Origin of the sequence: Chryseobacterium wanjuense (genome assembly GCF_900111495.1) — a bacterium.
In the GTDB taxonomy this organism is placed as follows: Bacteria; Bacteroidota; Bacteroidia; order Flavobacteriales; family Weeksellaceae; genus Chryseobacterium; species Chryseobacterium wanjuense.
This window is the reverse complement of the sequence record NZ_FOIU01000003.1, coordinates 298,897-311,622: the sequence shown is the minus strand read 5'-3', so window position 1 is coordinate 311,622 and position 12,726 is coordinate 298,897. Positions and strand designations below refer to the sequence as shown.

Genomic DNA, 12,726 nt, shown 5'->3' with positions numbered 1-12,726 from the left:
AATTTCAAATGATGAAAAAGACTTTATTACTAGCAGCTTTCGGAGTTGCAGGTCTTGTTAGCGCCAAAGACAATGGAAATGTCGCCAAAGAAACCGGAAAAAAAGAAAAAACTGAACAAAAAGCAGATGTTCAACAATGTGGTGTTGTAATTACCTACTGGTCTGGAGGACAAGTAGTAGGTCAGGAAACAGTTTACTCCGATCAACCGAATTTAGCAAGTTGTCAAGCTTGGCAAAATGGAGTAAAAGTTGCTTTGCAAGTTGCAGGATTTTGGTTAACTTAATTTATTTAACTTAAACAGTTTAACAACCCTTTCAGAGTTTTAAACTCTGAAAGGGTTATCGTCTACAAACACATTCTTATGAAAAAAATTATTTTATTAACATTACTTTTTATTTCCGGATTTTATTTCTCACAACAAATTCATGTGAAGTATCTTAGGGTTTTGTCACCTTTTACAACATCTCATGAAGACCTTTATATTAAAAACAATCAGACCATATCAATTCAGGATTCAATTGTAACACAAAATAAATTGACTGGAGACTGGACTATGGCTGTTAATTTAGATAATGGTAAAAAACCAACAAAACAATATTTTGTTTCTGACTTAAACGATGATTCTGAAAGGAATTTCTTTTTCACTGCTAATGTCGATAGCAGAGATTTTTTTATTTATGATAAAGTTCCAAAGCCCACTTGGAAAATAGAAGAAGATCAAACTAAAACAATTGCGGGATATAAATGCTATAAAGCTACAGGAACATTTAGAGGATCAAAGATTATTGCCTACTTTACAAAAGATCTTCCATATTCTGCGGGACCTTTCAAGTTTTATGGTCTTCCGGGTTTAATTCTGGATATCCGTACAGAAAATAAAGATCATGACATTTGGAAAGCTGAATCTGTAAATGTTGATGATAAAAGTACAATCACTTTCAAACCAAAATTTTTAAATAAAGAAAAAATAAGTTTAAAAGATTATGTTGAAGCAAAAGAGGCTCATATGAATAAAATTTTTGCCAAAGTTGCTGAAAATCTTCCGAAGTCCAGTAAAGTAATAACAAATCAGAGGTTTACTGTAGAACAGAAGTATGAATGGGAAAAATAAATTCCCTTTCCGAAAATCAACAAAAAAAACCTCCAGAAAAACTGGAGGTTTAAAATTTTGTATTAATTAGAATATCCTATCAATTCTTCTTTATTCGAATTATAAATCCTGTATTCTAAATATTTAAAAGAATCCCTTGGGATGACGGTTACCCATTTTTTGTATTTCATAAACCATTTCATCTGGAAGCTGTTGATTCCTTTTGTAAGGTATGCTTCCACGAATGGATGCACATGCAGGTAAAGTTTTCCTTTTTCCTTTTGCATGATGGTTCTAAGGGTTTCACCCATTCTTTCCACAATGACGATCGGTGCTACGATTTCTCCGTCTTTGTTCGGGTTTTCTTCTTTGGTGTCGATCTGTTTTTCCGGACGGTTTCTTTGTCTCGTGATTTGTATCAGACCGAATTTACTTGGCGGAAGGATCTTGTGGCGGGCTTTGTCGCGCTTCATCTCTTCCTTCAGATGTTCGTACAGATCTCTTCTGTGATCCGGGTTTTGCATATCGATAAAATCGATTACGATGATCCCACCCATATCGCGGAGACGAAGCTGTCTTGCGATTTCTGTGGCTGCCATTTTGTTTACTTTCAGTGCATGTTCTTTGTTGACAGCGGCTCCGGTGGTGATATTATTTCCGGAATTTACATCGATTACGTGTAATGCTTCTGTATGTTCTATGACAAGATATGCACCTTTTGAGCTTGGGATATTGACGTGTTTTCCGAAACTTTGCTTGAGCTGTTTTTCTACATTATAATATTCCAGAAGAGGAATATGAGAATTATAAAAGTGGACAATATTCTTTCTTTCCGGAGCGATAACTTCCAGATAGTTTTTCATTTCCTCAACCATCTGCTCGTCATCACAAGTGATGCTTACAAAATCCTGGTTGAAATTGTCTCTTAAAATAGCTGAAGCTTTGTCATCTTCGCTTAAGACTCTCGACGGAACTTTATTTTTCTGTATATTTTTAAAAGTAGTTTCCCATTTCTGAATCAGCTGATTCATGTCGTTGTGCAGGTCTGCTACCTTTTTACCCTCGGCTACGGTTCTTATAATGACTCCGAAACCTTCGGGCTTAATGCTTTCGATTAATGTTCTCAATCTTTCTTTTTCCTCAAAGCTTTTTACTTTTTTGGAAATCGAAACTTTGTTATCGAAAGGTATTAAAACCAAAAAACGTCCTGTTAAAGAAACCTGAGTAGAAATTCTGGGTCCTTTTGTAGAGATCGGTTCTTTGGTGATTTGTAATAAAACAAGGTCATCTTTAGCGATTACTTTGTCTACAGTTCCGTTTTTATCTATTTCGGGTTGTATTTCGAAATTTTTTAAACTTGAAGCATTTTGTTTTTTAGAAATCGTATCTCTTAAAAATTTACGATAAGTAAGATATTGCGGCCCAAGATCCTGATAATGCAGGAAAGCATCCTTTTCGTACCCGATGTTTACGAATGCGGCATTCAGGTTGGGTGCCAGTTTTTTTACTTTTCCAATAAACAAATCTCCAACTATAAAATCGCTTTTGTCCTCTTGCTCATGAAGTTCACATAGTCTTCCGTCTTCCAGCAGTGCAATCTTTGTAAGATCATCTTCATGCGAAACTATAAGTTCTTTCTTCATTTTGTTGTAAGATAAAAATTGTTAAGATTGTAAGAAATAGGCATGGTTTTTCATCAAATTATAATGTTCTTAAGTTAAGAATTACTATTGAAAGAAAAGTACTTTTCATAAAAAATAGTAAACCACAATGTATTTCTGCGGAATCTTATAGTTGCAAAACAAAATATAGTCGGTGAACCTTTAAAACTTAAAATCACCAACTATATTATATATTGTAAATCTCAGAAAAAGAGATTATTTTTTCTTATGTCTGTTTGCTCTTCTTCTTTTCTTTCTTTTGTGAGTTGCAACCTTGTGTCTTTTTCTTTTCTTTCCGCTTGGCATAATTTTAATTTTTTAGTAACTAGTTAATATTCAGTTAATGTCTTATTTTACTGCAACTTTAGTTTTTACTTTCTCTACAAAAGATTTTGAAGGTTTGAAAGCAGGAATGTTATGAGCAGGAATCTCAATTGCAGTATTTTTAGAAATATTTCTTCCTGTTTTAGCAGCTCTTGTTTTGATGATAAAAGAACCAAAACCTCTTAAATAAACGTTATCTCCATTATACATAGAAGTCCTGATCTCTTGCATAAAAGCTTCTACAACTTTCTGTGTTTCATTCTTTTCTGTTCCCAACTTATTTGAGATGGTATTTACCAATTCTGCCTTTGTCATTTCCTTTTTTAATTTTAAATTTTAGGTGTGCAAATTTAGTTAAAAAAATTGAATATTAGCAAATTAGTGGCAAAATATTTTTCGATAAAAGGTTGAAACTTTACTGTTTAGTATATATTAATTAGCTGTTAAATTACCATTACATGCTGGAATTGTAGTAGCCGTTCTCCACGCAGAAGCGGATCAGGTGAAGTTTTGTCTTCAATCCGAGCTTTTCTGTAAGGCGGTTGATATAGGTGTCAATTGTTCTCGTGCTGAGGTTCAGTTTTTCTCCGATTTCCTTGTTGCTGAAACCCTCGTAGCAGAATTTCATGAGCTGTATTTCGGTCGGAGAAAGTTCTTCCTGGCTTTTTTTCTGGCGATCCATATACTCCATTACGGCCAATGGCTGTTGTTCCCATTCTTTGGTATAGGTCTCGTAATCGAAGCTGTTGGAAGCTATTTTTCCTTTGATAATATCTTTGATGACATTGCTTTTTTTCTCGCAATAAAAAATATTCGGAATTTTTGAAAGAATTTCTGCCATATCCTCCTGGTAAGTCCCGGAGTAAGTGATGATCGGCGTTTCGATGTTGCTTTTTCGGATGTATTTTATCGCCTCAAGCCCACTTAATACCGGCATGAAGAGTTCTACGACAAATACGTCTTCCTGCCTTCTGTAATTTCTGCTGATCAGCTCGTGGCCGTTGTTGCAGTCGTTAAGAAGCATATAGAACGGGTTTTCCATCAGCGTTTTGATCATTATTTTTTTAAAATAAAAATCACTGTCGGCTATAGAAAATCGCACAGTATTAGTTAATATTTTACTCACTTTAATATCGATTTGGTGGATGATAATTAAAATTCAGGGAGCTAAATTATGAAAATATAGCGAAAGTGAAAATTAATCTTAAATTAATTAAATGTTCTTCATTATTTCCCTGAAAAAGTTAAATTTTGTGAATAAATTATTTTTTTATAATTTCACAGGCCCAAACAAATCACAAAATATGTCTTCGAACAGGGAGAAAAAATTAAACAAGTCAGACGTCAGGATAGGCATTTGGAAATTTGTTCTATCATTTGTCGCATTATCAGCTGTTTCTTTCATCTGCGTCTTTTTCTTTTTCAAGAGCTACGACCAGCAGAGAGAAGGAATCAAAAAGCAGGCTGATGACTACCGAGAATTACTTACCAGAAGCGATCTGCTCAGAACTCATGTAGATAGTATTTATTACAGGATGAATCAGCTTGATATCAACAAGGTGGACAATGATATTATCCTGAAAAACTATATCATGGACAACGTACAGGATGCGAAAAACATCATGGGTAAAGACAGCGCAGACAATTTCAAGCATTATTCCATTCTGATGAAGCAGATCGAGCCGATGCTGGCCCTGAAAAATCAGATTGTAAAGGTTTCCTACGACGAGCAGATTGCCCTTCGGGATCTTTCCGAATGCAGAGGAAAAGTAGGAATTGTGAACAACGAATTGAGGGTAGATCCTACCAGAAAATTCACAGGAAGCAGACGTAGAAGATAAAAACGAAAATCATGCAGGGACAAATCACACTATCAAAAAAAGAAAGGCATTATCAGTTTTTATATTTGATCTTAATGCTTTTGGCAGCACTTATCTTTCTGGGAATTATCTTTTTAAAAGGTTTTGAATCACCGTTTTCCGATGAAGACATCATCTCGATCCGGAATCTTGAAGAAAAAACAAAATTCGACCAGGAACAGAAATTCACCTACAAATTGATGGACAGTACATTTTCGCAGATCAACAGGCTTACCGACCAGCCTCCGCAGCCTTTTACCGAGAATAATATCATGAACGGAATCAATGATGTAGCGAATCAGCTGGCCAATGATAACACGACAGACATCAGGAAAGATGCATTTCCGCAGATTGCGAAATTTTATAAAATGTACTTCGACGATAAAAAAATTATTTCAAGCAAAACTGAGAATATCAAAAGTTTCCAAAAACAGTTTGAGGAATGCTCAATCGGGTTTAAAGAAAAGAAAAACCAGCTTTTCCAACGCGAAACAGCCCTAAAATCAAGAACTCAGTAAAGCTAAAATATTCAACTAAGGAAGAAAATACATAAAATAAAACACACACACATCACACAATCATTAACTATGAATTACTTTCAAAAAAACAAGAAGAACATTATTATTGGTGTTATTGCGACTTTGCTGATAGCTGCGTTGGTTGCATTGTGGTTGCAGAAGAAAGTGATACACTCCGCCGATGATATTGTCGGGGTAGTTTATCCGTCGTCTGTTGCAGTAGGAGATACGCTTTTGTTTGAAGACAAAACCCAGTTTGCAAAAACCAAGAGATGGAGTTTTGGGGACGGGACAACTTCTGATAAAAGCAGTGGAATCCACTTTTACAATAAACCGGGATATTATCAGGTAACGTTGATTATCGATAACAAATATTCCAAATCCTTTCCGGTAATGGTTTCCGCAAGAGGCCTTCCGAAGCCGAAAGACACTACAAAAAACAAAACTTTGATCGACGCCCAGACTCAGGCCATGCAATTTGAAAACGTACAGTTTCGCGCCGTTTCCGATGCCAAACAGTTCACCTGGAAATTCGGTGAGACCGGAAACATCGATTCTAAAGACAAACTGGCCATTTATTCCTACAAAAAACCGGGCGATTATATCGTAACGCTTTACACAGACGAAAGCGAAGAGCCGATTTTGCACCAGATCAAAATTCTTCCTGCCTATGATGCCCTGGAAGAAGAAGTGAGCGTGGAAGATGCTTATGCTAAAATTGATAATGATTTTAAATACCATCTTCAGCAGATCGCCAACGGAAACAGTTTCAATATGCACTACAATTATTTATTGAGAACTTATCTGTGCAACAACGAAAATACAGTGGTAAAAGTAAACGACAGCAAAGTAAACAATTTCTACATGTACTGTGCGGGTCTTCAGTTTGACAAAAATAATGTCATCCAGACTGTAAAAGTAAACTTCGATGATGCACAAAACTGTGTAACCAAAATAGATATAAACCAAAGTAAATAATTATTTCTCGTTCAGAATTTTTTTCTTGAACGCACCAATCATTTAAATAAATCAGGATGAAAAATAAACTTCCTCTAGCAGCATATTACATCGGAGTTTCGGTATTACTGACGAGCTGTCAGGTAAAATTACCCTCAAAGAGAACTCCGGAGCCGTCACAATACGGGCAGATCGATAATGCATCTGTCGTAAATGGTTTTCCTAAAAAATCAGTTCCGTGGATTGCGATTTCAGACCGGTCCAGAAATACGGCGTATTTAGATAAAAGTGATGAAAAATCGTATAAAGAAGTTAAGTTTTTAGAGCCGTTAATGGTGCTTAAAAACCGCGACGGAATGGTGAAAGTAGCAGAATATATTCCGGATGCATTAATGAAAAAAGTTTCATCAAAACAGATCAAAACCTACGGCTGGATTCCGGAATCTGATCTTCTTCTCTGGAGCAATTCTTTAAAAAACGAAAAAACAGGTTTTCCTGTACGGGTAGCCGTTGTACCAAGCAACAGCGAAGTCATCAGAAGCTCAGAAAGATACTATAAAAACGATTCGATCATGGTGTTCAATTCACCAAGTTTGATCGAGCAGGCCAACGTAAAAATCCCGAACGGACAGATCGTTTATGTCTACAAACAGGCCGAAAACAACAAAAGATTTTTGGTCGGGAAAAAGCCAACCATCGATATTGATAGCATCGGCACGAGTTTGTACGGCTGGGTAAGTTCCAACGTAGTTTCGGCGTGGGGAGAACGTTCTGCCGTTAAAATGAAAAATACAACTGGCGTTACGGAAACGGCTTTAGGCCTTCACGAAGGCTCTCCGGGTGGAAATGAAACGGAAAACAGAACCGCAATTCTTCTGACGGATGTTAATAAAAGAACTCCGCTTGAAAATATTTATCCGGTAAGTTTATCATTAAATGAAACACCGACTCCGGATTCGAAAACGAAATATTTTACGAATATTTTAGATTATAGTAAAAATTATGTTTTCAATGTGTTAGGGGAACCGATTTATTTCGATCGTTACAGAGAAATTACGGAGAGAAATAAAAGGATTAACATTGTTTTTGCCTTAGATATCAGTGCGCCAAATGCACCTTACGCCCCGATTGTAAAGTCTTTGCTGCAGGATTTACAACTTAGATTCGAAAAACCGTCTTATTTCAATCAGGTGAAATATGGGGTGGTTTTATATAAAAATAATTCTTGCGGAGATAATGTGGCCGTTTCAAATTTAAGTACCGATTACAGCAAGATCACCACCTTCATCGATCAGAAAACAAATGAGATGAATTGTGCAAGCAATAGTGGTTATCAACCTGTAAACGAAGGTTTAATGGCTGCCGGAAATCTTTTGACAAGCGTTCCTGACGAAACGAATATCGTCGTAACGGTAGGTACTTCGGCCAACCAGAGCGGAAATATGTATGGAGTGATCAATTCTTTAACTCAAGCTCAGGCCAGATTGATTATGTTCCAGACAAGCGCAAGATCTTCAGATACTTACAATGATTTTGTGTTGATGGCAGAAAACGTGGTAACCAATACTGCAAAAAATATCGCTGAATTAAAGAAGCAGAAAATCATTAATCAAAATGATGTTTTAACGAAAAATAATTTCAGCCTAATTGAAGGTGACGAAGGCTTTTTCTCACTGGCTTATCCGAAGCAAAGTATGTCTCAGGGATTTGTAATTTTCCCTAAAAAAGGGGACATTGCAACGCCGGGTTATCTGAAAAAGTCTGTAGACAGCTTAATTGCACAGGTAACTTTGGATAATGAAACGCTGGATAAATCGTTGAACGATTATTTCCATTCTTCGGTGGGAGCGGGCAGAACGGATGTTGATCTGAAATACAAATATCTGTATCCGGGTCTTACAAACCCTGTTCCGGCAGGAATCGCCGCTCAGCTGATCAATTACGGAAGTCCGTTTTTGGTAAAAGGATACATTCCGAAAGAATTGAAAGACTACAAGCCCGGATTGGAAAAAGGAATCCTGATTTCTGAGACGGAATACGATAATTTAAAGCTTTTCTACACAGAAGTATATCAGAAAACGGGAGCCGAAAGAGCAGATTTTAATCAGTCCAGAGCGATCAAGGAATATGTAAGCTTGTTGAAAAAATACAATCCGACAGTAAAATTCTTGGATAAAGGTGATCTTTACGAGCAGCCAATGTCTTACGCAGTAGGAATCAGTACCGGTTTCGACAATTCTGAAGAAGAATTAATGTCAAAATACAATTTGAAAGGCTGGAGAAAATCGAAAATCATCACGAATGAAACGGTAAGAACCTACTTCCGTCACTACAAAGATCTGGCAGACAGAATGCTTTCTCACAGAAACAATCCTGCCGTGAAAATCGAGCAGAACGGGCAGATTTTCTATTGGCTGAATGAGTACTTTATGCCAACGATGTTACCGACGGAAGAGCCGGAATTTACTAAACATTAATAATTTATAATACTAAAAAGCAGAAAATTATTTCTGCTTTTTTCATTTTTAATGTAAAATTTTTATCTTTGATGTTACCCAAATCACATAATTATGTCACAGCAATCATCACCTCATGATGGCAAATACTTTGTCGTTCAAAAGGGTAAAGCCCAGTGTAATCAGGGTGATAAATTCCCTCAATATAAAGTCACAACCCATCAGAAGCACTTTTGGAATGATTCCGATGGAAACACAGATTTTCTCGGCGTCACGGAGAATGACCTTCAGTTCAACCCTCCCGGACCAAGCTTCGGGCAATGTAAATTGAAGCCGACTTCCGGTGGATATTTACCATGTTCTTATGCGCCTGCCGGAAAATGGCAGAAAACCTATGATAAAGTGACCATCATGGGTAAAAAGATCGTGACCGAACTTTCGGAGCTGCAATGTGTAGTGGGAGGAAAAATTACGATTAAAGACCACGGGCAGCGCGGAGAAATGAGCAAACAGAACGTGAAAAATGCCGATAACAAGACGGTACAGCACATCAATCCGCTGGTGAAAATGCAGGACTTCAAAGAGACTGTCCTGGAAAGTGAAATTGACGCTTATTAATTTAAATCTAAAAAACACTTTCTATGCCAGTAAAAAAAGGAGTTTCAAGAATTTCCGGAAATCCTTCTCCAAAGGTTGGGGAAAAGACTTTGTACAAGATCGAAGAATGGTATCCCGGAACCCCGAAAGCAGAGCAGAATCCGGCTCTGGTTACTTGGGAATTGTTTAAAAAACGCTCAAACGGAAGTTTTACCACTACCAATATCAAGAAAACAGGAGACGGAAATTTCACTTTCGGTGAGGTGTCAGCAAAAAACACCTATCGTCTCGAAGCCTATCTTCACGAGCCGGAAGGAAAAGGTTCTACTACCATCGATATTACCCCTCAACTCGCCGGAATTCCGAAAATTGATAAGGTTGAGCTGCACTATGCAGATGATTCGAAGGGAACGGTTTTTAGTTATAATGAAAAATTAATAGCCAAAGCTCAATGTATTAATCTTACAGGAAAAAAACTGCTGTTCACCCTCTGGGAAGACGATGCGGCGGGAGATGGTCATCATAATGCCAATCTTTTTGTCGACAGCAAGGAAGTTTTGGTTGATAGGACAGGAACGGCAACCGCTGAATTTGCTTTAACGAAAGTTTTGATGCAAAAAGCAGCAGGCGGAGAGAAAGATCCCAAGAAACTGGAATTTTATGTGACCGTAGAATATTACAAAGACAGAAAACATGCTACGAATAACGTAGAAGTTCAAAATCCTGAATATAAAGAACCTGCGCCACAGCCAAAGTCTGATGCCAAGACACCTGCTTCAGATTCAGGACAGACGGCAACACCTGCAAAAACCAATAATGAGCAGCCCGCTTCGAAAAAAGAAGAAAAAGGAGTGGGAGATACTTCGCAAAAACCGGAAGCTGTACAGGAAACCAAAGGAACTGTAGAGCCGGAACAGAAGCCGACCGCCCAGAAACCTGAAGGAAAGACAACCAGCGTGGTAGAAGAACCCAAAACGGAGTCTCTTCTGGATGCTTTTTTCGCAAAAGAAGAATTCACCAAAGAGACGGATGAAACGGATGGGCAGCATAAATATACTTTCGCAAAGGACAATAACAACATCAACAAAGATAATATTGCCAACATTATCAAAGGCAAGGTAAATCCCGCTGCGAAAAAGGATAAAAAGTATGCGAAATTTGATGATATTAAAAATGCCCTTGCCAAAACCTCTTATAAAAAAGGGGAATCCATTACTTTTCCGTTGTACAAATTGGGTCCTGTCATGACGCCGATCAACAGTGCACCGCTGGAAGAAGAAGTTTTCGTGGTGGCAAAAACAATGCTGCTGGATGGAAAAGAAGTAAGTATTAATATTAAAGAAAAAGAAGAACTTTTACTGGCGAAAGATGCTAGTTTACCCGTTCTGGAAGCCAAAGAAAACGGAGCCGAACTCACAACGCTGAAGGCTACTGCACAAAATGGTTTAGCAAAAATTAAAATAAAACTCCGTCCAAAATCAGATGAAACATTAAAAGAATGGAGGGAAAAACTCAGCGGTAAAAAAGACGGAACCCACACCTACAAATTCGGAGGAACCAATAAAACGGCCACTGCAGACGAGAAAAAAAGAATTGCGGGAGTTATTGCCAATAAAATCAAAGATGAATTAGCCAAACAGGAAAAATTCACCAAAACCGATGCGATCGTAAAAGCATTGACCAAAGAGGTCTACAACAAAGATGAAGAAGTGACGTTCGATGTTTTCAAAAAAGTGACCGAATTCCTTTGGTTAAAAGCCGAATGTACCGGAAATATCAAAAAACATGAAGGAGAATTCCTGAAAAAAGACGGTTCTTATTTCGAGATTGCTAAGAAATGCCCGAGATGTGAAGCTCCGATCACGGCAGAAGAATTTAAGCAAATGTATCCGGATGTTGCCCAGCTTTTCGATAAAGGAACCAACAGTTTCGGGTCGCCGACGATTGAAACTTTTCTCACTTCTTTAAACAAAACTTTAAAAGAATTTAAAATAAATACCTGCGTTAAAAAAGCATTTTTCTTAACCCAGATTACAAAAGAAACGGGATATTTCTCCAGAGCCGATGAAAACCTGTATTACACGACAGAAACAGCTTTACATAGTTTTTGGTCGAAGGACAGCCATCCGAGATTATATTCTAATCCGAGCGAGTTTTTTAAAAGTCCTGAAAAACTGGGAAATTATGTCTACAGAAATATCGCAGAAAACGGAGATGAAGCCAGTGGAGACGGTTATAAATACCGTGGAAGAGGCCTTATCCAGATCACAAGAAAAAAAGGATACAGAAGATTCAGGGAGTATGCCGGAAAAGACCTGGTAGCCGATCCGGATCTGTTGCTGAGCGACCTTGACCTTACGACACGTTCCGCAGGATGGTACTGGAAACACGGAGTTCTCTTAAATGACGGCAGCGAAAAAGACCTGAACACGGTGGCTGATAAAGGTGATTTTAAAGAAGTGACAAGGCTTGTACACGGCTCTACCAACGACGTTGCTGCAAGGGAAACGATTTTAGCAAAAATAAAAGAAGTTTTAAAAACCGATGAATGTCAGGCTACCAACATAGGTGATGCCGATGTGGAGTATCATATCCAAAGTACGGGAGAGATCCAGTATAAATATAAAAATGAAAAAAGAGAATCGGCGGCATATTTCTATCACGACAGTGCCGGAAATGTTCATGATTTGGGTAAATATAAATTGGTAAAAGTAAAAGAAAATTACGGCGGAGTTTACAAAGACAAGCTCGGAAAAGACACCGAAAATATTTATTTAATTGATGTCCGAAACGTAAAACATACCTACAAAAAGGACTCCATAGGCTTTACAATGACTATCAATACGGTTCGTTATTATATGAACGATGTTACGATGGCTGCGTTGTTTGGCGCGTTATTAGAATGCAACTACGATGATTTCGTATTCAACGGTTTCAGTAATGAAAAAGGGGAATCTGTAGGTGGTAGTAAGTCCCATAAAAACGGGATGAATGGAGATTTAAGATACCTTCGAACCGATAAAAAAGGCGGAATGACAGATCTTTTCAACGATGATGAAGCCACCGGCTGGAAAGGACTGGACGAGACGAGACAGAATACCTTCAACGATGCTTTGTATAAGTTTGGCTGGAAGAGTATGCTGTCCCAGAATTATGGTGAAAAAAGTGAAAAAATCCTGAATCACTGTACCCACGACAAAGATAAAAATCACAACGACCACTTGCATATTCAAGGGTTTGCACCAACTTTAAAAGAAATTTAA

General features: G+C 37.6%; 11 protein-coding genes. 8 read left to right on the top strand and 3 right to left on the bottom strand.

The features are described 5' to 3' along the window. Positions 1-8 precede the first annotated feature (8 nt). Together BMX24_RS17835 and BMX24_RS17830 are read left to right on the top strand one after the other, a co-directional pair. Complete coding sequence (locus tag BMX24_RS17835) at positions 9-284, top strand: hypothetical protein (RefSeq protein WP_089795191.1); 276 nt, start codon at positions 9-11, stop codon at positions 282-284. 78 nt (positions 285-362) lie between these two features. After that, positions 363-1,112: a GLPGLI family protein gene (locus tag BMX24_RS17830; protein ID WP_089795190.1), complete on the top strand. Its 750-nt coding sequence runs from the start codon at positions 363-365 to the stop codon at positions 1,110-1,112. Positions 1,113-1,174: 62 nt separating this feature from the next. Here BMX24_RS17830 and BMX24_RS17825 read toward each other — a convergent pair whose 3' ends face one another. The 3 genes from BMX24_RS17825 to BMX24_RS17815 form a co-directional block, all read right to left on the bottom strand. Beyond that, positions 1,175-2,734, bottom strand: a complete 1,560-nt coding sequence (locus BMX24_RS17825; protein WP_089795188.1) for an Rne/Rng family ribonuclease — start codon at positions 2,732-2,734, stop codon at positions 1,175-1,177. A 366-nt stretch (positions 2,735-3,100) separates the two neighbouring features. After that, entirely contained in the window at positions 3,101-3,391 is a 291-nt protein-coding gene (locus BMX24_RS17820) for an HU family DNA-binding protein (RefSeq protein ID WP_002984212.1), read from the bottom strand. Positions 3,392-3,530: 139 nt separating this feature from the next. Next, positions 3,531-4,133, bottom strand: coding sequence for a response regulator transcription factor (locus tag BMX24_RS17815; protein WP_228404906.1), 603 nt, complete (start codon positions 4,131-4,133; stop codon positions 3,531-3,533). 247 nt (positions 4,134-4,380) lie between these two features. Between BMX24_RS17815 and tssO (BMX24_RS17810) the strand changes: the two genes are divergently transcribed. The 6 genes from tssO (BMX24_RS17810) to BMX24_RS21385 all read left to right on the top strand — a co-directional run bounded on the left by tssO (BMX24_RS17810) (position 4,381) and on the right by BMX24_RS21385 (position 12,726). Next, positions 4,381-4,917 carry a type VI secretion system TssO gene (gene tssO / locus BMX24_RS17810; RefSeq protein WP_089795467.1) on the top strand — a complete coding sequence of 179 codons (537 nt, stop codon included), beginning with the start codon at positions 4,381-4,383 and terminating at the stop codon, positions 4,915-4,917. A gap of 11 nt (positions 4,918-4,928) precedes the next feature. Continuing rightward, on the top strand, positions 4,929-5,453 hold the full coding sequence (gene tssO / locus BMX24_RS17805; RefSeq protein WP_089795184.1) for a type VI secretion system TssO: 525 nt from the start codon (positions 4,929-4,931) through the stop codon (positions 5,451-5,453). Between the two features lie 69 nt (positions 5,454-5,522). Next, a complete protein-coding gene (locus BMX24_RS17800) occupies positions 5,523-6,431 on the top strand; it encodes a PKD domain-containing protein (protein WP_089795182.1) in 909 nt (302 codons plus the stop codon). 56 nt (positions 6,432-6,487) lie between these two features. Further along, entirely contained in the window at positions 6,488-8,887 is a 2,400-nt protein-coding gene (tssR, locus tag BMX24_RS17795) for a type VI secretion system protein TssR domain-containing protein (RefSeq protein ID WP_089795180.1), read from the top strand. Between the two features lie 93 nt (positions 8,888-8,980). Further along, on the top strand, positions 8,981-9,484 hold the full coding sequence (locus BMX24_RS17790) for a DUF4280 domain-containing protein (protein WP_089795178.1): 504 nt from the start codon (positions 8,981-8,983) through the stop codon (positions 9,482-9,484). Positions 9,485-9,507: 23 nt separating this feature from the next. After that, complete coding sequence (locus BMX24_RS21385; RefSeq protein ID WP_089795176.1) at positions 9,508-12,726, top strand: glycoside hydrolase family 19 protein; 3,219 nt, start codon at positions 9,508-9,510, stop codon at positions 12,724-12,726.